The organism is Pseudofrankia inefficax, from assembly GCF_000166135.1.
Lineage (GTDB): Bacteria > Actinomycetota > Actinomycetes > Frankiales > Frankiaceae > Pseudofrankia > Pseudofrankia inefficax.
Genome location: NC_014666.1, coordinates 4184358 through 4203737 on the forward strand (window position 1 = coordinate 4184358; position 19380 = coordinate 4203737).

Annotated in this window: 15 protein-coding genes; 4 read left to right on the forward strand and 11 right to left on the reverse strand. The window is 69.7% G+C overall.

Annotated features, from left to right (window positions below; translation table 11 throughout):
* Window positions 1-35: 35 nt before the first annotated feature.
* The 4 genes from FRAEUI1C_RS16890 to FRAEUI1C_RS16905 all read right to left on the reverse strand — a co-directional run bounded on the left by FRAEUI1C_RS16890 (window position 36) and on the right by FRAEUI1C_RS16905 (window position 4263).
* Window positions 36-659 carry a nitroreductase family protein gene (locus FRAEUI1C_RS16890; protein WP_013424526.1) on the reverse strand — a complete coding sequence of 208 codons (624 nt, stop codon included), beginning with the start codon at window positions 657-659 and terminating at the stop codon, window positions 36-38.
* 71 nt (window positions 660-730) lie between these two features.
* Window positions 731-1909: an acyl-CoA dehydrogenase family protein gene (locus FRAEUI1C_RS16895; protein ID WP_071587953.1), complete on the reverse strand. Its 1179-nt coding sequence runs from the start codon at window positions 1907-1909 to the stop codon at window positions 731-733.
* A gap of 1 nt (window position 1910) precedes the next feature.
* The gene (locus FRAEUI1C_RS16900; RefSeq protein ID WP_013424528.1) at window positions 1911-2957 is read right to left on the reverse strand and encodes an acyl-CoA dehydrogenase family protein; all 1047 of its coding nucleotides are present in this window, start codon (window positions 2955-2957) and stop codon (window positions 1911-1913) included.
* A 109-nt stretch (window positions 2958-3066) separates the two neighbouring features.
* Window positions 3067-4263, reverse strand: a complete 1197-nt coding sequence (locus FRAEUI1C_RS16905) for a cytochrome P450 (RefSeq protein WP_013424529.1) — start codon at window positions 4261-4263, stop codon at window positions 3067-3069.
* Window positions 4264-4871: 608 nt separating this feature from the next.
* On the opposite strand from FRAEUI1C_RS16905, the gene FRAEUI1C_RS16910 reads away from it, so the two are divergent.
* Both FRAEUI1C_RS16910 and FRAEUI1C_RS36395 read left to right on the forward strand, forming a co-directional pair.
* Window positions 4872-5714, forward strand: a complete 843-nt coding sequence (locus FRAEUI1C_RS16910) for an SDR family oxidoreductase (RefSeq protein ID WP_013424530.1) — start codon at window positions 4872-4874, stop codon at window positions 5712-5714.
* Between the two features lie 414 nt (window positions 5715-6128).
* Complete coding sequence (locus FRAEUI1C_RS36395; RefSeq protein WP_013424531.1) at window positions 6129-6752, forward strand: TetR/AcrR family transcriptional regulator; 624 nt, start codon at window positions 6129-6131, stop codon at window positions 6750-6752.
* Window positions 6753-6969: 217 nt separating this feature from the next.
* On the opposite strand, the gene FRAEUI1C_RS36400 is transcribed toward FRAEUI1C_RS36395, so the two are convergent.
* Complete coding sequence (locus tag FRAEUI1C_RS36400) at window positions 6970-7932, reverse strand: hypothetical protein (RefSeq protein WP_013424532.1); 963 nt, start codon at window positions 7930-7932, stop codon at window positions 6970-6972.
* A gap of 160 nt (window positions 7933-8092) precedes the next feature.
* Complete coding sequence (locus FRAEUI1C_RS16925) at window positions 8093-8485, reverse strand: SCO5389 family protein (protein WP_013424533.1); 393 nt, start codon at window positions 8483-8485, stop codon at window positions 8093-8095.
* Window positions 8486-8823: 338 nt separating this feature from the next.
* Here FRAEUI1C_RS16925 and FRAEUI1C_RS16930 point away from each other — a divergent pair, with 338 nt between their 5' ends.
* Window positions 8824-9957 carry a PP2C family protein-serine/threonine phosphatase gene (locus FRAEUI1C_RS16930; RefSeq protein ID WP_013424534.1) on the forward strand — a complete coding sequence of 378 codons (1134 nt, stop codon included), beginning with the start codon at window positions 8824-8826 and terminating at the stop codon, window positions 9955-9957.
* Between the two features lie 68 nt (window positions 9958-10025).
* On the opposite strand, the gene FRAEUI1C_RS16935 is transcribed toward FRAEUI1C_RS16930, so the two are convergent.
* Window positions 10026-11540, reverse strand: coding sequence for a PLL family lectin (locus FRAEUI1C_RS16935; RefSeq protein WP_013424535.1), 1515 nt, complete (start codon window positions 11538-11540; stop codon window positions 10026-10028).
* 250 nt (window positions 11541-11790) lie between these two features.
* Window positions 11791-13467 (reverse strand): CocE/NonD family hydrolase, encoded by a 1677-nt coding sequence (locus FRAEUI1C_RS16940; protein WP_013424536.1) that lies wholly within the window; start codon window positions 13465-13467, stop codon window positions 11791-11793.
* A gap of 388 nt (window positions 13468-13855) precedes the next feature.
* Here FRAEUI1C_RS16940 and FRAEUI1C_RS16945 point away from each other — a divergent pair, with 388 nt between their 5' ends.
* Window positions 13856-15367 (forward strand): serine/threonine-protein kinase, encoded by a 1512-nt coding sequence (locus FRAEUI1C_RS16945; RefSeq protein WP_013424537.1) that lies wholly within the window; start codon window positions 13856-13858, stop codon window positions 15365-15367.
* Between the two features lie 110 nt (window positions 15368-15477).
* Here the strand turns inward: FRAEUI1C_RS16945 and FRAEUI1C_RS16950 are convergent, their stop codons facing one another.
* Genes FRAEUI1C_RS16950 through FRAEUI1C_RS16960 form a run of 3 tightly spaced genes read right to left on the reverse strand, consistent with a single transcriptional unit; the run spans window position 15478 to window position 19372 of the window.
* The gene (locus FRAEUI1C_RS16950) at window positions 15478-16695 is read right to left on the reverse strand and encodes a CaiB/BaiF CoA transferase family protein (protein ID WP_013424538.1); all 1218 of its coding nucleotides are present in this window, start codon (window positions 16693-16695) and stop codon (window positions 15478-15480) included.
* Complete coding sequence (locus FRAEUI1C_RS16955) at window positions 16692-17888, reverse strand: cytochrome P450 (RefSeq protein ID WP_013424539.1); 1197 nt, start codon at window positions 17886-17888, stop codon at window positions 16692-16694. The genes FRAEUI1C_RS16950 and FRAEUI1C_RS16955 overlap by 4 nt, the downstream gene beginning before the upstream one ends.
* Window positions 17889-17905: 17 nt before the next feature.
* Window positions 17906-19372: an aldehyde dehydrogenase family protein gene (locus FRAEUI1C_RS16960; protein WP_041259418.1), complete on the reverse strand. Its 1467-nt coding sequence runs from the start codon at window positions 19370-19372 to the stop codon at window positions 17906-17908.
* Window positions 19373-19380 lie beyond the last annotated feature (8 nt).

Consider the following 19380-nt stretch of genomic DNA (forward strand, 5'->3'; position numbering starts at 1 on the left):
GGGTCAGTACGGCTGGAGGAGCCTGAGACCGTCGATCACCAGCGGTCGTGGTGCACGACCTCGTCCAGAGGCTTGCGGGTCAGCGGTCCGAAGGGGACGGCCGGCCACCCGATCGGCATCGTGACTCCCAGAAACCGGTCGTCGGGGATGCGAAGCACCGCGCGCACCTCCGGCTCGACTCGCTCGTGCAAGGTCGTGAAGGCCGCGCCAAGCCCGACCGTTCGTGCCGCCACGAGAAGGTTCTGCGCCGCCGCGTAGACGGCCGAGTACATGGGGTCCATGCGGTCGGAGCCCGCGCGGACGAGACGGGTTCCGCAGATGAAGACCATGACCGGGACCTCGCCGAAGTGCTCGATGAGGTGCAGGCCTCCCGTGTAGGTCCTGCGCGTGGTCGGGTCGATCTCGGGAGAGACCGGACTTGGCCTGCCTGAGGTCAACGTCGCGATGAGGCCGCCGAGGCGCGCTCGTACCTCGGCGTCCTGAACGACGATGAAGTCCCACGGCTGAAGGTTGTTCGGGTTCGTCGCCCGGGTGGCCGCCCACAGGACCTTCTCCAGCAGGGGCCACGGGACGGGATCGGGCCTGAACCACCGCATGGCGCGAGCGCTTCCCATCACGTCGAGCACGCCCATATCGGCCGTCGTATCCGCGAATGCCATGCTTGCCTCACCTTGCTTGCCGTTGGGAGTTGAGGGAGTGGACAGGTCTGCGTACGCTCCGGCGAGGCCGGCTACTGCCGGGGACGGGTGCGGGGCAGGCCGAGGCGCCTCTCGGCGATGATCTCTCGCAGGATCTCACTCGATCCCCCGCGGATGGTCTCCACCACCGCCGACCGGAAGCCGGCCTCGAACAGCCCGGCGTCGGGCGCCCCAGGCGCGCCTGGGGCGAGTATCCCGTCGGCACCGAGGATGTCGAGCGCGTCGCTGTGGTGACGCTGAGCGGCCTCGGTCCGGAACAGTTTCGCCATGGCACCTTCCACCGCGGGGGGTTCTCCGCGTTCCGAGGTCGCGCGGACCTGCAGGGCCAGGAGGCGCGCGACCTCTTCCTCGACGGCCATCCGACCGATCCGTTCGGCGACCAGCGGATCATCCAGCGGGGTGGTGCCGTCCGAATCCCGCGGGCCGCGCGCCCAGCGAGCCAGGTCCGAGGACACCCGGGTCTCCACGAACTCAAGGTTGTCCGAGCCGCGTTCGTGGACGAGGGCGACCTTCATGACGCGCCAGCCCTCGTCGACGCCACCGATGAGGGCCGAGTCGGGAACCTGGACGTCCGAGTAGTAGGTGGCACACGTCTGCTGGCCGCCGAGCGTGTGAATCGGTCGCAGGTCGAAGCCGGGATCGTCGGTGCGGACCAGGAACAGGGACAGCCCGCGATGCTTCGGAACCCCGGGGTTGGTGCGGGCCAGCACGAAGACGTGGCTACAGCACTGGGCAGTGCTCGTGAACAGCTTCTGGCCGTTGATCAGCCAGCCTGCCTCGTTCCGAACGGCCGTGGTCTTCGCGGCCGCCACGTCGGACCCGGATTCCGGCTCCGTGTAGCCGAGGGCGATCAGTATTTCGCCGCGTAGCGCGCCGCCGATGTACTCCCGCTTCTGCGACTCGGTGCCGACCTCGTTGATCGTGTTGATGACCATGAGCGTCGTCGACCAGCCGTCGGCCGCCAGACCGAAGCGGGAGATCTCCGAGTGCAGGGCTCGGGCGAACTCGGGCACGACCTCCGTGCCGCCGTGGGCCGCGGGCCAGCCCGCGCCGAGGATGCCGTCCCGCGCGAGCAGGCGATGGAGTTCCATGGTCTGATGGACGCCCGTCCGGTACTGCTCCTCCACCCAGGCGGGACGGACGTTGTCGACGACCCACTGCCGGGCGGCGTCGCGGTGAGCGGCGAGCTCGTCGGTCACGGAGAAGTCCACGTCAGAAACCGTCCCGTTCGGTGAGCTGGCGAGCGAGGTCGGCGTACTGCGCGCGCGGATCGCCGGCCTGCGCGGGCCAGGCCTTGGCCCTGCGGAAGTACAGCTGGATGTCGTACTCGAGGGTGTAGCCGTAGCCTCCATGGAAGTGGAGGCTCTCCGAAGCCGTCCTGAAGGCGGTCTCCGAGGCGAACAGGAACGCCATCGTCGCCAGCCGCTCGGCGTCGGGGCGGTTCGAGTCCGCTGCCCAGGACGCCTCGAAGGCCAGCAGTCGTGCCCCGTCGAGCGCGGTCGCGTTGTCGGCCAGCCGGTGCTGGATCGTCTGGAAACTGGCGATCGTGATCCCGAACGCGCGGCGCTGCTGGACGTAGTCGATCCCGATCTCCAGGGCCCTGCGCCCCAGCCCGACGAGGGCCGCGGCGGTCAGTGCCTTCCATCGACACACCGCCCGCCGGTGCAGCGCCACCGCCAGCTCGCCGTCAGCGAGCACGGTGACCTCGTCGGCGCGCAGGTCGCAGTGGCCCAAGGGTAGGGACCCGAGGTTCGGGATCGGCTGCCCAGGCCGGTCGGGCCCAAGATCCGACCGTCGTCTGGCGACGAGACGGTCCCCATCCAGCGCGATCACCAGGTTGGCGACCGCTCCGGCCGGTACGAGCCGGGCGAGGCCACCGGCTGCCGGGTGCAGCGCCACTGTTCCGAGCAGGTCGCCGGCCACGACCTCAGCGGCCAGCGCCGCGGCGGACGGATCGGTCGCGTCCAAGGTCATCAGCAGGTCGTTCACGACGGCTGCCTCGACGACGGGAACCGCCGCCAGGTGTGCTCCGAAGCACTCGGCCGCGATGGCGACGTCGAGCTGGCCACCTCCGCCACCGCCCTGGCCTTCCGGAACTCCGATCGTGGGGATGCCTAACTGGGTTACCTTCCGCCACAGGTTCCCGTCGAAGCCGAGTGGTTCCGACGCCCGCACGGACGTTGTCGTCGACTCCTTCTCCAGGAGTTGAACGAGGCTGTCGCGCAGTGCTGACTGATCGGCGGATGGGCTGAGGTCCACGGTTGCGACCGCCTAGCTAGTAGGGCTTCGTCAGGTGATTCCTAAGAAAGCGCCGGCGCCTCTTGGAGAGCCGAGCAACGCCCGCCCATGCCCGCGGGCCGCGTGGGCCTCAGCCGAGGAAGGCAGGTAGACGTCTCCAGCCACGGGTCGTCGACGTGCGGTCCATCGTGGCGTTCTCCGAATCGATCTCCCATTCACTCCAGCGCCTCAGGATCTCGTCGAGGGCGACGCGGCCCTCCAGCCGGGCGAGCGCGGCGCCGAGGCAGAAATGGATGCCGTAGCCGAAGCTGAGGTGGCGGTCGATCCTGCGGTGGATGTCGAAGTGGTCGGCGTCGGGGAAGTGCCGGTCGTCGCGGTTCGCGGAGGCGTTGAGCAGGGTCATGATGCTGCCGGCGGGAACGGTCTGGCCGTAGAGCTCGACGTCGCGGGCCACGTACCGGGCCTGGATCGGCGACGGCGCCTCGTACCGGAGGATCTCCTCGATCGCGTTCGGGACCAGCGACCGGTCCGCCGCGAGTTCCCGGCGCTGGTCCGGGTGCTCGGCGAGCAGCTTGCCGGTCCAGCCGATGAGGCGGGTGGTTGTCTCGTTTCCGGCGCCGGAGAGCAGGGTGACGTAGGTGAGGACCTCGTCGCGGGTCAGCTTTCGGAGGGTTCCGGTCTCGTCGGTGAACTCGGCGGTGAGCAGTTCGGTCATCAGGTCGTCGGAGGGGTTGTTCGCGCGCCAGTCGATGTAGTCGACGAACATCGAGCTGTCCACCGTCACGGCCTGGTAGAGGTCCGCGGACTCCTGCCCGCCGGTCAGGCTCCGGGCCTGCCGGTCGCGGATCGCCTCCTGGTCGCTCTCCGGGATGCCGAGCAGGTAGCCGATGGTGCGCATCGGCATCTGGGCGCCCAGGTCGGCGACGAAGTCGAAGGTGCCGGACCCGACGAACGGGTCGAGGCAACGCGCGGTGAACTCCCGGACCTTGGGCTCGAGAGCGAGCATCTTCTTCGGCGTGAAGACCCGGGCGAGCAGCGCTCTGTGTAGGTCGTGCCGCGGCGGGTCCTCGAAGAGGATCATGCCGGACGGTATGTCGATGTTGGCCCGGATGACCTCGAGGATGGACCCTCGCCCGGAGCGGTAGGTCTGCCAGTCGGTGAGCGCGGCGGAGGCGTCCTCGTACCGGCTCAGCGCGTAGAACTTGTACAACTCGTTGTAGTAGAGCGGTTGTTCATCGCGCATCCGTCGCCAGACCGGGTACGGATCGGTGTCGATCTCGAAATCGAACGGGTCGTAGTAGAGCTCGCTGCCACCGCTGACCGTCACGCTTGATGCCCTCTCAGTCGCGCCCTCGCCCGGGCGGTGGCCGCCGACCTGACGCCGTCGGAGGCTCGGCGTCGAACGCGGCGGGAACAGGCGTTCGCCGACGCCCAGTGGTTCCGCCACCCGTCCTGACCCCTCGCCGCCGTGACGGGCATCCGGACCATACCGCACCAACTTAACGATGTTAAATTATGCGCGTCGGGCGTGGAACGAACCCTGATCCTGTGTCGCAGGCTCGACCGCCGTGATCAGAGGAGGCCAGCGGTGCGAGTGTCGGATCAGCCCCCGTGCCGCTGGGGCGACGGCTGGCACGACCCACCTGCTGGCCGCGGGTGCCCGGTGCCAGGTCCTCGTCGTCCGCTCGCGCCTCGGCGGCCCGCCGTCGAGGCGCAGGCGGCACCCGAGGCACTCATCGGCCCCGCCCTGACCCCGGCAGGCCGATGACCCAGGACCAACGTCATCGCCGTCTCGGCCCTGACGTTCCTCACTGCCGACTATCTGACCGTGCACAGACTTCCTGTGGTCTCCGCCAGCCGAACTGGTCCCGTCCACGCCGGCGTTCGGCCAGACACCGCCTTATTCGACTCGTTCAAGACAGCAAGGAGTATGAGATGAATGAAGGTACCGGCGCGACCCCTGGCACGGTCGTGATCACCGGAGGAGGTACGGGAATCGGCCAGGCGGCCGCTCAGAAATTCGCCGTTCTCGGATGGAGAGTCGTCGTGGGCGGCCGGCGGGAGGCCAAGCTGGCGGAGACCGCGGCACTCGTCGAAAAGGAGGGCGGCTCCTGTCTGACGCACAGGCTTGACGTGACGGATGGCGAGTCCGTTGAGCGGTTCTTCGACGCGGCCGAGGCCACGTTCGGTACAGTGACCGCGGTCGTGAGTAACGCCGCCAACGCGCGGTACGGCCCCCTCGAGGATTTCTCGCCGGACGAGATACACCGCGAGGTCGCGACAAAGCTCGTCGGCGGGCTGTACGTGGCCGGCCGGGCGATCCGGGGGCTACGCGCGGCCGGCGTCGGCGGTGACATTCTCTTCATGACGTCGCTCGCCGGCGCGCAACCGTGGCCGCTTCACCTTCCGTACGCCGCGGCGAGCGCTGGCCTGGAGCATGCCGCCAGGACGTTACGCATGGAGCTGGAAGGAACCGGCATCCGCGTCACCACCTTGCGCTGCGGCGAGACCATGGGCACGGACTTCAGCACCACCGAGCGTGAGAGTGGCCGTATCCAGTCCGCTAACGAACTGTGGTTCCGGCGAGGCCTGTTGCGCCACACCGGCCTGATGACGCCGGCAAGAGTGGCGGACGCGATCGTCGCAGCGATCACGCTGCCTGCCGACTACCAGTACGACAACCTGACGGTGATTCCGACCGCTCCGGTCGGCGACCTGCCTCACAGTCACGAGGAATGGGGCGCTGCGATGATGGAACGCTACCTCCCCTCATCGTGATTCGACCGGGAACCGGCGCCGTCGACCGAGAGGGGAAACGACCCCTGGCATCGGAGCTTCCGGAAGCGAGGATCGATCCCGTAGGCCGCCAGACGTACCGGATCCGGCCCGGGCGATGCCGTCGTGGGTTGGCCCGGCCGTGCCGTGGGAGCCTCCGCGGCGTGACCGGGTCGCCGGGTCGGGCCGTGCGCCGCAGGTGACAGGTACATGTCGCGGTGAGCGCGCACAAGAGGCTCGATACTGTCTTCGTGTGCAGTGTGGCGACGTTCGGTCCCGGAAAGTGCGGGGAGGCCGTCGCGGTGACCTGGCTCCCGCCGATCGCCCCACGGGTACGTGAAGGACGATCTGTGTGCGACGGGCGCCGACGTCGCGCCACATGACGGCGCAGGGTCCGGAGCCGGAGGACATTGACGTATGGGACGCCCGACTGCGCCGCTGGTCGATCGCGATGACGCGATCTCCAGGGCCCTCGACATCATCGATCGTGATGGACTCAAGGCGCTGAGTCTGCGCAGACTCGGCAGTGATCTCGGCGTCAGCGCGGCTGCGCTCTACCATCATTTCGCCGACAAGCAGGAAATTCTGCGTGGAGTGGTCGATCTCGTCTTCGCGACCGAGATTGTCACACCAGTCGAAAGCGAATCGTGGGAGGAGCACGTTCTGCATTCGATCGCCCGCTATCGTGCCGCCCTGGTTGCCCATCCCAATGCGGCACCCTTGATGACGCTCGGTGGGCCGTCCGCCCCGCCTCTCGACAACGTGCCCCGTGAGTTCATCGTGAGAAAGATGCTGAAGGAGGGAGTGCCAGAACGCTACTGCTACCCGATCATCGAGAGTGCCGCGATGCTGGCGTTCGGCTCCGCGATGATGAATCCAAAGCAACTGTCTCCCGCCGAGCGGTTCCAGTTGGACGAGTCGACGAAGGTGGCCGGTCTGCGGCGGGTCATCGATGGAACGTATGAGACCGCGACCGAGCTTTTCTCTCTTGAACTGAGAGCATTGATCCGAGGCTGGCGGGCGATCCTCGAAGAGGATTGACTGAGTTCGCCCGCCGGCGGGCGACCGCAGGTTTCTCGTCGGGTTTATCGGAGGTCCTCGGCAATGCGTAGTGTGTCGCCGGTGTCGACGACGAAGGCCGGTCGTGTCTGGTTGAGGAGGCGGCGCTCGATCTTGTCGCGGAACCGGGCTTCCCTGGCTTCCTGTCGGCGGTCGTCGCGGCCACCAGCACGGCTCCGCCGCCGACCCGCCCGGCCGGTCAGGCGTTCAACGCCGTCAGTGAGAACTCGAAGAGTCCCGGGACCGAGCTGTCCCCGGTGTCGACCCTTAACGTCGCGCCGTGGCGCGGATCGGGGTGGGTCGTGAAAGCCGTCCCACGCCGCCGAAGGTCCTCCGCTTTCGCGGGCACGTCGTTCACGCCGATCCGGATCGCCCAGGAGCCTGGGCCCCAGCTGTCGAGCGAGTCCTTCACCTCGCCGGCCACGACCGGCTCTAGCAGCTCCAGCTCGGCGCTTCGTGGATGGGCGAACGCGAAAACCGCCCGCAGGCATCCGGTGGCCGGGTCGCGGTCGGGGCCCAGAACCGGGCGCCAACCGAGACTGCGGTCGAGCGCCGAGAGCGTGTAGCGAAGATCCTCGACGATCCAGCTGCGGCTCAGTACCCGGGTCATGGTTCCCGGCGGCAGAGCCGTGTCGGCCGGCGGATCCCAGAAGCTCTGTCGGGGTGCGATCGCGGCCGTTTCGCAGATCTCCAGGAAGAGGCCGCCGTCGACGTCCGGCTGGTAGGCCCCCGGTTCCTTTTCTGTCCAGCCGAGCCAGAGACGGTCGTGTGGCGTGGGCGGTACGCCGGGCATCGTGTAGAAGCGGCAGCCGAGCTCGTCGAGACGTCGCGCGACGCGCCGAATATCCGAGGTGGCGACCTCATTCGCGTGAACCTTCCACGGCCGGTCGCCCTGGGCCGCGAGTAACTGCGGAAGGAAGGTGATAGTGAGCGCGGGGTCGATGACGGGGTCGACCGGTGCCACGGCCATCGCCTCGACGCGGGTTGGCGACATCGCCATGGACGGGTGCACCCGGGCGAAAAGCCAGGTGAATCCGTACCCCGGGGCTTTGCCGCTCCAGGAGGCTCGTTGTTCGGGAAAACCGAGCCGGTCCACGAAGACGCGTTCGGCGACGGCGACGTCGTCGACGAAGACCTCGGCGTTGATCAGAAAGTCGAACATCTGAAACCTCGCGCATCCGGCATGGGCGGCGGGAGCCTGCCGAGTACTTAACGGTGTTCAGTAAACCTATCATCCGGCGTGTCGACGCGGCCGTCGTCGTGCCCTCGGCGACGACAGGGAGGCCGTGGGCGTCGGGTCTGGGACGCCCGCGGCCCGCCGGTCAGCAGTTGCGCAGGGTCGGGGACTGGTTGAGCAACTGCCCGCGGGGTGAGGTGAAGGCCTGGTAGCGGTCGCCGCCGACGGCTGCGAGCCGGAACGCGGCGACGCGGTGGCAGTTCTGGAAAGCGAGCTTCACGCCGAAGTGCCGCTCCAGGCCGGCGCGGATCGCGTCGCTGGCCAGTGCCCGCAGCAGCTGGCCCCGCTCCGCCTCGCTCGGCGGCGTGACGGCGTGGTCGGCGAACTCCCCGTCACTCGTGCGCAGGTCGGTGGCGACCTGGCTGACGACGCTCCAGGCGTAGGGCAGGGACTGCCGTACGCAGTCGACGAACTCGGCGTCGGCGACGGGCCCGGACTCGGCCTTCTCCAGCAGTGCGGTGGGGACGTCGAGGGACATGGCATTCCTCCTGAGGACGCGGAAGATCACTGTCGGGTGGGCGTGGACGGCCGTGGTCCTGCCGCGGCCGGCCCTCCTCGCAAGCGCTCTTCACGATGGGCACTCCGGGTCACGGCTTCGTCGCCGAGACGCCTTATCCGATATCGTAACGACAACCATTTTCAATAACACGGCGAATCGCCGAACGTCCGCCGATCGCCCCGCTCGACCCGCCGAGCGCTTCAGGGGTGGGTGGCGTGTCTGCGGGGGCCACGCGGGGGGTAGCCCTCGGTGGAAGGCCCGCCTCGCTGCGCGTTCGGCCCGTCCGCTCGGGGGGCCGCCTCGTGGGGGGAGACGGTGTGAGCAGTCAGTCCACAGGCTCCGCGCCCCCACGCGACCCGGCCGCGGGACGGTGGCCGGGGGTCAGGCGGTGGGCTGCGCGGCTCACGCCCCTGGCCGTGCTCGCGGTGGTCATCGCTGTCGACCTGACCGCGCGGCGTAACTGGACCCTTCTTGAGCTGCTGGTCCTCTGCCCCCTGGTGGCGGCGACCCTCGTCCGGCCGTGGCTCACCGCCGTGTACGCGGCCCTGGCGGTCATCAGCGCGGTCCTGCTGGGCCTCGACGAAGATCTCTACAGTCCGGAGAACCGGGGACTGCTGGCCCAGTTCCTGCGCGTCGGCGGGGTCGCGCTCGGCGGCGTCATCGCGGTCCTCGTCAGCGGCTACCACGCCCGCCGTGAGCGAAAACTTCGAACCGTGACCCACGTGGCGCAGGTGGCGCAGCGCGCCATCCTCGCGCCGCTCGCCCCGGTCATCGACGGCGTACGACTCGCCGGGCACTACGAGAGCGCCGCGCGGGAGGCGACCGTCGGCGGTGACCTCTACGAGGCCACCGAAAGCCCCTGGGGCCTGCGCCTGATCATCGGCGACGTGCGCGGCAAGGGACTCGACGCGGTCCATCTCGCGAGCCGCGTGCTCGGCGGCTTCCGGATGGCCGCCGCCCGCGCCGAGCACCTCAGCGACGTCGTCGCCGACCTCGATACCGAGGTCGCGAAGGCCAGCGGCCTCGACGACTTCGTCACCGCGGCCGTCCTACAGATCAAGGGCCGCCGCCTCACGTTGGCGAACGCCGGGCATCCGGACCCGATCCTGTTGGAGGACGACGCCGCGCGCCCGCTCGCACCGGCAGGACGACAGCCACCCCTCGGCCTCGGCGCCGACGGCACCAACACGATCGCCGTGTCGGCCCGGCCCGGCAGCCGCCTCCTCCTCTACACCGACGGCCTCGCCGAGGCACGCCAGCCGGGTACCGGCGAGTTCATCCCCCTCCTGTCCTGCGTGCGGGGCGCGTTCACCCACCGCACGCTGGACGCCGGCCTCGACGAGCTCGTACGCCAGCTCCGCGACTGGACCGAGAACACCCTCAGCGACGACGTGGCGCTCATCGCCGTCGAGATCCCCGGACCAGGCCCACCCGCCGACCCGCCCGCGTGACGGATGAGGCCGGTGCTCTCGCGCGATCATGGTGATGGGATGGCGCTCGGCGGTGCCCTCGGTTCGCGTTATCCGGGTGGGAAGACGTTGGGTCCGAGTGCGAACCAGTCGGTCCACTGGCCTGGCCGGTTGGGGTCGGGGAAGAATTTCGTCCAGACCTGGCTGCCGTGGTTTCCTGAACCGTCGTCGGCGTTGGGCAGTCCCATGACGTAGAGGCTTGTCTCGCCGGGGCCTGTGCTCAAGGCGGTGACGGTGGAGCCGGGTGGGAAGACGTTGGGTCCGAGTGCGAACCAGTCGGTCCACTGGCCTGGCCGGTTGGGGTCGGGGAAGTATCTGGTCCAGACCTGGCTGCCGTGGTTTCCTGAACCGTCGTCGGCGTTGGGCAGTCCCATGACGTAGAGGCTTGTCTCGCCGGGGCCTGTGCTCAGCGCGGTCACGGTGGAGCCGGGTGGGAACACGTTGGGTCCGAGCGCGAGCCAGTCGGTCCACTGGCCTGGCCGGTTGGGGTCGGGGAAGAATTTCGTCCAGACCTGGCTGCCGTGGTTTCCTGAACCGTCGTCGGCGTTGGGCAGTCCCATGACGTAGAGGCTTGTCTCGCCGGGGCCTGTGCTCAAGGCGGTGACGGTCGAGCCGGGTGGGAACACGTTGGGTCCGAGCGCGAGCCAGTCGGTCCACTGGCCTGGCCGGTTGGAGTCAGGGAAGAACTTGGTCCAGACCTGGCTGCCGTGGTTTCCCGCGCCGTCGTCGGCGTTGGGCAGTCCCGTCACGTAGAGGCTTGTCTCGCCGGGGCCCGTGCTCAGCGCGGTCGCCGTCGAGCGCAGCGCCCGCAGGGGAAAGGGGTTGTCGAGGTTCCCGCCGGTGATGGTCGAGGTGCCGGGGAAGTAGGTGTCGACCAGGCTCTTGAAGGCCGGGAAAGGATCGGCCGTGTCGCCGGTGAGCTTCCGGTAGACGCCCCCGAGGGTCGGAGCCCCCGCCGCGACGATGGCCTCGACCGTGAAGCCGAGCTGGGAGAAGAGGTAGTAGAGGAAAAGCAGGCTGCAGCCGGTCGCCTCGTCGGGCCCGTCGTCCGACCCGTTGATGTTGTTCACGAAGTCGGCGCGGGAACCGGCCAGCCACGCGTTGCTGTTGCCGTAGCCGGCCGGCGTGTCCCCGAGACCATTGGTCGCCAGGAACTGGGCGGCGAGGAACCGTGAGAGGCCCTCGCCCTCGCTCCCTTCGGTGCCTGACCCGAACCAGCCCCGCTGTTGGGCTCGCATGAACTGCTCGACCATCTCCGATACCAGAAGGTATCGGATCAGCGTGGAGTCACCTCCGCCCGGTTTTATCGTGATAGTCAGATCCTTGCCGGAGAGGCTCCAGCCCGCGCCGCCGTCGTTCTGGGTGACGTTGACCGGTATCGGTGTGATGACGTCGAGCTCGATGCCGCGGAACCACTTGCTCAGCTGGTCGAAGTCCCGTTCGCAGGCGTCCACGACCTCCTTCGTCCGTGCCGGTTCGAGCCCGCCCTGCAGCGAATCGTCGTACTGAAACCGATAGTGGAGGGTCTGGCCGCTGTTCGGCAGATCCTTCGAGGTCAGTGTCATTTCTTCCTGCTCTTTCGAAGACAGAAACGACCCACCCTGCGGGGCAGGTCGACGCTCGGCGTCACGGGAACGGACACATTGGTTGGGGTTTCCAAGGCCACATTGCCGGCCCGGTAGACACCTATCACGCCGGTCTGCCAGACGGGCGCGTCACCGCCGAATGCGGGCCGGAGTCGTTTTTCTGACAGGCAAGAAGAAATCCGAGAGCAGCGTTCGTCATCAGGCGTTGGGCGTCCGCGCCTGACGACGGTCAGGCGCTGGTGACCGGGAGGACGAGGCGGGAGCCGCAGAGCTGGACGACGCGCGCCGAGGGTCGAAGGGCGATGCTCGTGGCCGGATCGGCGTCGGTGCCGAGGTTGCGTTCCCAGTGTGGGAAGGAGCCGCCGGCGACGAGAAGCCGAATGCGGCTGCCGGCGGCGAACCGATGGTCCATGGGGTCGAGCGTCACGCGCACCGTTCCGGTCGTCTCATCGGGGGAGAGCCGGACGAATCCGTCGCTGACGTTGCGCGAGCGGCCCTTGCGGTCGACCTCGCTCACCCGGACGAACAGATCCGCGTGCGGGTTGTCGCAGGAGTGCGCCAGCTCGACAACCGGGAGGCCCGCCACCGCCAGCGGCTCGGTCAGGGCGGGACCGGTGAAGGTGAGCACGTCGGCGCGCCGGGCGAGCGCGGTGTCGTCCTGGTAGCCGGCGGAGCGGGGCGAGCTTCCCCGGCCGCCGCGGGTCGGCGTCGGGTCGGCTGGGTCGTAGGTGAACGACGCCGTGGCGCCGTCGTCGGCGGCGTGGCTGCCGAGGCTCCCGTCGGGATGGGGGTACAGCACGTGGTCCCGCGCGGGTGGCGGCCAGGCGGGCAGGTCGCGCCACTGCCCGCTCCCGGTGGTGACGACGTGCACCGGCTGGGGCCGGCGGCGCTGGGCGTCCTGGGCGAGGTGCTCCGCCAGCCAGTCCAGGGACTCGGGCGCCACGATCCGGGAGCCGCGGGTCGCTATCCCGAGGTGCGTCCACGGCCCGACGGTGAGCGCCACGTCGAGGCCCCGGCCACGCAGGTGCTCGTACTGCTCGATGGTCTGCTGGAGGAACATGTCCTGCCAGCCGGTCTGCAGCAGCACGGGCACCTGGACGCGGTCGAGGGCGGCGGACAGCCGCATCGGGGCCCAGAAGGGGTCGTCCAGGTCGCGGCGGGTCGTCCAGTCCTGGAACCATGCCGCGCGTCCGTCGCAGATCTCGTCCGAGCAGGTCGCCACCGGGAGCCGAGCCACCGCCTCGGTCGCCCGCCGGTCCGCCGTCGCCCGCCGTCGTAGCGAGGTGAGCAGGCCCGTCTCCTCCTGGTGCGCGATGCTGTCGCTCCAGCTCAGGAAGTCGAACAGGGTGAAGGCGCCGCCCAGGTACGCCACCCGGCCGAAGTCGTGCGGTGCCACCTGGATCAGGGCGGCCGCGAGCTCCGGGGGCGGGTCCGTGAGCAGCGCCCACTGGGTGAAGCCCAGATAGGAGCCGCCCGCGGTCGCGAACCGGCCGCCGAACCAGGGCTGGTCCCGCAGCCAGGCGACGGTGTCGGCCGCGTCGTCGATCTCGGTGACCATCGGGTCGAACGTGCCGCCGGACCCGAACGTGCCCCGGCAGCGGACCAGCAGCACGTCGAAGCCGCGCGACGCGTAGAGCCCACCGGTCAGGGCGGTCACCACGGTGTCGAAGCCGTACGGGCCACGGACGAGGACGGTGCCGCGGCTCGCGCCGACGGGCGCCAGATGGTCGGCCAGCAGGACGACGCCGTCCCGCATCGGGATTCGCAGGTCGCTGATGACGCGGTAGTCGGTCGTGACCGCGTGTGGCCCCTTTAGCCGGCCGTGGGTCAGGCTGTCGAGGAGGCGCTGGCGCCGGGAGCGGCGCCGGGGCCGCGCGGTCGCCGCCGCGGGCGAGGTCTTCGGCATGGCGGGCTCCTCGGGCGTGCCGTCCGCGACGGTCCGGAGGTCCGGGCGTGCGCGGAGCCTAGAAGCGATCGGATTCGATCGCGAAGCGCCGAATTCCGCTGAGTGAAACGAGGTGCCCGCCGCGGACGAGCAGGGGCAGGGCCTGCGCGAGATGGGCGTGCCAGAAGGCGCCGAGCACGGTCGGACCGGCGCCGCGACCGTCGCCTGGGCGACCCGGCGGGAACCTCCCAGACGCGAGGGAGATTCGCCCGGTCTACCGCGCTCGCGGTACATGCGGATGACCGCGCTGGAGGGACGCCGTCGTCGCGCCGGCGAGCGATGGTGACTGCGCCAGCCCGTCGGACGCGCGGGCCTGGCCTACGCCGCCCGGCATCGAGGAGTACTCGTCGTGAATGGCTCCAGCACAGAGCAGGTGAGCCCGACCGGCCCCGGCCTGTCACTTCAGGCCCACGATCCGACAACCGTCGGTCAGTACTCCGTGCTGCGCCGGCTCGGCGCGGGCGGCATGGGCACCGTCTATCTCGGCCGCGGGCCGGCTGACAGCCTGGTCGCGATCAAGGTGATCCGGCCCGATCTGGCCCTCGATCAGGAGTTCCGCCGCCGCTTCCGGCGGGAGATCGAGGCGGCTCGCAGTGTCGCGCCGTTCTGCACCGCGGAGGTCCTGGACGCCGACCCGGACGCGGCGGCGCCCTACCTGGTGACCGAGTTCATCGAGGGCACCCGGCTCGACGAGGCGGTCGAGGCCGCCCCCCTCAGCCCGTCGACGCTCACCGGGCTGGCCATCGGCGTCGCGACCGCGCTGGCCGCGATCCACCGCGCTGGCCTGGTGCATCGTGACCTCAAGCCCAGCAACGTCATCCTGTCGCTGTCGGGCCCCAGGGTCATCGACTTCGGCATCGCCCAGGTGCTCGACGGCGGGATCGCGAAGCCGACGGCCTGGGGATTCGGCTCCACAGGATGGATGGCACCCGAGCAGATCAACGGCCAGGCGATCGGGCCGGCCGCCGACGTGTTCGCCTGGGGCCTGCTCGTCGCCTACGCGGCCAGCGGCTGCCACCCGTTCGGGAGCGACACCGACCTGGGCCTCGCCCGCCGGATCGCCAACGCCGAACCGGTGCTGATCGGCCTGCCCGCGGACCTGGCTGAGATTGTCCGCGCCGCGCTCGCGAAGGACCCCGCGAACCGCCCCAGCGCCCGAGACCTCCTGCTGCGTCTCGTCGAACGCGAACCGGGCGGTGGCGCCGAACCGGCCCTGCGACTGTTGGCCCCCACCCGCGCGCAGCCACGATCCGGCGCGACGCCACAGTCGCGGCGACGGCTGGTCGCCGGGCTCGCCGCCCTCACGCTCGCGTTGGTCGCGCTGACCGGGATCTGGTGGGCCGTGGGCCGGCCTGGCGGTGGCCAGCCCGATCCTGCGGCCATGGCCACGGCGCCCCCGGTGGGCGCCTCCTCGACGCCCAGTTCGGCGACGCCGAGCTCGTCGACGCCGAGTGCCGCGCAGAGACCGAGCGCTTCACCGACGCCCCGCGGCTTCGCCGACGGGTCGTTGCGGTTCAGCGTCGACGGAGTCGAATGCGGCGTCACTGGCCTGGGTGTGGGCCTGCTGACGGGTCAGAGCGACGGTCACTTCTGCCTCGTCACGATGACGGTCCGCAACACCGGCGCCGCGCCGCGGCAGCTCGACAACGGCGACCAATACGCCTTCGACTCCCTCGGTGAACGACACACCGCCGACTACACGGCACGTTTCTACCTGCCCGGCGGGATCATCTGGGCGACCGTGAACCCCGGCGGGTCGGTCCACGGAACGATGGCCTTCGACGTCCCGGACGGAGCGCGGCTGACACGACTGGAGCTTCACACGACCACGGGCACCAGCGGAGTATCGATTCCCGTGTGAATGCGGTGCCGTCGTTCTGCGTCGGCCGGCGTGGTAGTCGGAGCGGTCCGCCAGGGGGAGCGGAGCGGCTCGCCCCCTGACGGCCCGCGCTGTCCGGTCCGCGGGCTCCGTCAGGCGACCACCCCGCGCACCTTCAGGTCCACGATCGCGTCCCAGTCCAGGCCGAGGCCGGCGAGGATCTCCTCGCCGTGCTCGTTGAACTCCGGCGCGCGGCGCGGGACGGCCGGCTCGCTGTCGTACTGCACGGGCACGGCCACGAGGTGGAACGGCGTGCCGTCCGCGGCGTGGCATTCCTGCAGGTAGCCGTTGGCGACGGTCTGCGGATCCTCGGCCGCCTCCAGGGTGTGCTGCACGGCCGCCCACTGGCCGGTGAACGGTTCCAGGCGCTGGCGCCACTCGTCGAGGGTCGCCGCTGCGAAGACCGGCTCCAGGATCGCGACGGCCTCGGTCGTGTGGGTGATCAGTGCCTCGTGGCTGGCGAAGCGCGGGTCGGTCGTGAGCTCGGGCCGGCCGATGATCTCGCAGAGCGGCGCCCAGTACGCGCCGGCCTGCAGGCAGGTGAGCATGAGCTGGCGGCCGTCCTGGGTCTCGTACGTCCGGACCAGCGGATTGTTGGTGATCTGGTCCGCGGGCGGCACCGTCCACGGCGTCTTCAGCAGCAGCGACAGGGCGATGGCCTGGCCCATCGCCCACAGCCCGGTCCCGAGCAGCGAGATGTCGACGGTCGTCGGCTCGCCGGTGCGTTCCCGGTGGAACAGCGCCCCCATGATGCCGCCGGCGATGGTCATACCGCCGAGCGAGTCGCCGTAGCCGGGGCCGGGTGGGTTCGGGAGCAGGTCGTACTCGGGCCGTTTGACGCCCATCGCGGTGCCGGAACGCGCCCAGAACGCGAGGGAGTCGTACGACCCCTTGTCGGCGTCCGGCCCGCGTTCTCCCTGTCCTGTCCCGGAGACATAGATGATTTTCGGGTTGGCCTTCCGGATCTGGTCGACGTCGAACCGCAGCTTCGCGCGGACGCGGGGCAGCTTGTTGGTCAGGAACACATCCGACGTCGCCGCGAGCCTGTAGAGGATCTCCTGGCCGTCGGTCGAGGTCAGGTCGAGGCCCAGGCTGCGCTTGCCACGGTTGGAGTGTTCGAGCAGCGCGTGGACGGAGCCCGTGGTCGCCATCATGCCGGTGGACGCCAGGCCGCGCATCGCGTCGCCGCGTTCGACGTGCTCGATTTTGATCACGTCCGCGCCCAGGTCGGCGAGCACGGCGGAGGCGGCCGGGACGAAGGTGTGCTCGGCGACCTCGAGAATGCGGACACCGCGCAGGATCGCGGTCATCTGCCCACCGTTGCCGGCAGGCGATCCCAGCCGCGCGTGGTCGAGGTGTGGGCGAGTTTCGCGTTTGTCCAGTCGATCTCCCATTCACTCCAGCGCCTCAGGATCTCGTCGAGGGCGACGCGGCCCTCCAGCCGGGCGAGCGCGGCGCCGAGGCAGAAATGGATGCCGTAGCCGAAGCTGAGGTGGCGGTCGATCCTGCGGTGGATGTCGAACCGGTCGGCGTCGGGGAAGTGCCGGTCGTCGCGGTTCGCGGAGGCGTTGAGCAGGGTCATGATGCTGCCGGCGGGAACGGTCTGGCCGTAGAGCTCGACGTCGCGGGCCACGTACCGGGCCTGGATCGGCGACGGCGCCTCGTACCGGAGGATCTCCTCGATCGCGTTCGGGACCAGCGACCGGTCCGCCGCGAGTTCCCGGCGCTGGTCCGGGTGCTCGGCGAGCAGCTTGCCGGTCCAGCCGATCAGGCGGGTGGTTGTCTCGTTTCCGGCGCCGGAGAGCAGGGTGACGTAGGTGAGGACCTCCTCGCGGGTCAGCTTTCGGAGGGTTCCGGTCTCGTCGGTGAACTCGGCGGTGAGCAGTTCGGTCATCAGGTCGTCGGAGGGGTTGTTCGCGCGCCAGTCGACGTAGTCGACGAACATCGAGCCGTCCATGAACCCGTCCTGGTAGAAGTCCTCGGACGACTCCAGGCTCAGGCCCTTGTCGAGCTGGTCGCGGATGGCCTCCTGGTCGCTTTCCGGAATCCCGAGCAGGAAGCCGATGGTGCGCATCGGCATCTCGGCGCCCAGCTGCCGGACGAAGTCCAGCTCACCGGAGCCGACGAGCGGGTCCAGGCACCGCGCGGTGAACTCGCGGACCTTCGACTCCAGGGCGAGCATCTTCTTCGGCGTGAAGACGCGGGCGAGCAGCGCGCGGTGCAGGTCGTGGCGCGGCGGGTCCTCGAAGAGGATGACGCCCGGGGGAACCTCGATGTTCGCCTTGATGATCTCGAGGACGGAACCCCGGCCGGACTGGTACGTCTCCCAGTCGGTAAGAGCGGGGGAGACGTCCTCGTAGCGGCTCAGGGCGAAGAACTCGTGCCGCTCGTTGTAGTACAGCGGCCTCTCGTCCCGTAACCGCCGCCAGACCGGGTAGGGGTCGCTGTCGATCTCGAAGTCGAACGGGTCGTAGTACACGTCGCTGTCGCTGGTGACTGTCACCGGACCTGCCTTCTCGCTCACGCCTTCGGCCACGCGACGGCCTTGGTCTCCAGGTACTGCTCGAATCCGTACGCGCCGTTCTGGCGGCCCAGGCCGCTGTGCTTGTAGCCGCCGAACGGGACGTCGGGGCCGAACGCGTAGCCGCCGTTGACGTTGACGGCGCCGGCCCGGATCCGCCGGGCGACGTTCAACGACCGGTCGAGCGAGCCGGAGGTGACCGCTCCCGCGAGCCCGTACCTGCTCTCGTTGGCGATGCGGACCGCGTCGTCGTCGTCCTCGAACGGGATCACGACGAGGACCGGCCCGAAGATCTCCTCCTGCGCGATCGTCATCGTGTTGTCGACGTCCGTGAACAGCGTCGGCTCGACGTACCAGCCCCTGGGCAGGTGGTCGGGGCGGCCACCGCCGAGCGCCAGCGTGGCGCCCTCGTCGACGCCGGCGCGGATGAGCCCTTGCACCCGGTCGCGCTGTTTCGCCGAGACCAGCGGGCCCATCAGCACGTCGGGGCGCTGCGGGTCGCCGTAGGGCACGTTCGCCAGGGCAGCCGCCACGATCTCGACGCCCTCGTCGTAGCGCGACCGGGGCAGCAGCAGCCTGGTGGGGATGGCGCAGCCCTGGCCTGCGTGGAAACAGACGGTGATGCCCGCCATCGCCGCCGCCGACAGGTCGGCGTCGTCCAGGAAGATCGTGGCGGACTTGCCGCCGAGCTCCAGGAACAGCCGCTTCATCGTCGCCGCGCCCTTCTCGGCGATGCGCTTGCCGACCGCGGTCGAGCCGGTGAACGAGATGAGGTCGACCTTCGGGGAGAGCGTCAGCTCCTCGCCGACGAGATGGTCGGCCGACGTCACCACGTTCAGCACGCCGGCGGGGATGTCCGTGCGCTCGGCGACGAGACGGCCCAGCCGGGTCGCGTTCCAGGGCGTGTCGGGCGCCGGTTTGAGGACGACGGTGTTGCCGGTCGCCAGCGCCTGGCCGAGCTTGTTGAGGATCACCTCGAACGGGAAGTTCCACGGCGTGATCGCTCCGACGACGCCGACGGCCTCCTTCCAGACCTGCCGGATGCCGGGCTGGCCCAGGGGGTCGGTGGCCTCGGGGAGCTCGGCCGTCCAGGCGAACTCGTCGATGTACTTGGCCGGCCAGCGGATCGAGTCCGCCAGCGGATCGTCCAGCTGCGGGCCCTGGGTCACCAGCCGGGGCGCGCCGGCTTCGAGGATCAGCTCCTCCCGGAGGGCCTCACGTTCCGCTTCCAGGGCCTCCTGAAGCTGCTCCAGGCACCGCTTGCGGAAACGGTGGTTGGTCGACCAGTCGGTCTCGTCGAAAGCCCGCCGGGCCGCGTCGATCGCGCGGTGCATGTCGCCCGCCGCCGCGTCGGCGACATCACCGAGGACGTCCTCGGTGGCCGGGTTGATGTTCTCGAATGTCCTTCCGGACTCGGCGAGGGTGAGCTCGCCGTCGATGAGCATCCTGCGCTCGCCTTGCGACATTCCTGGAC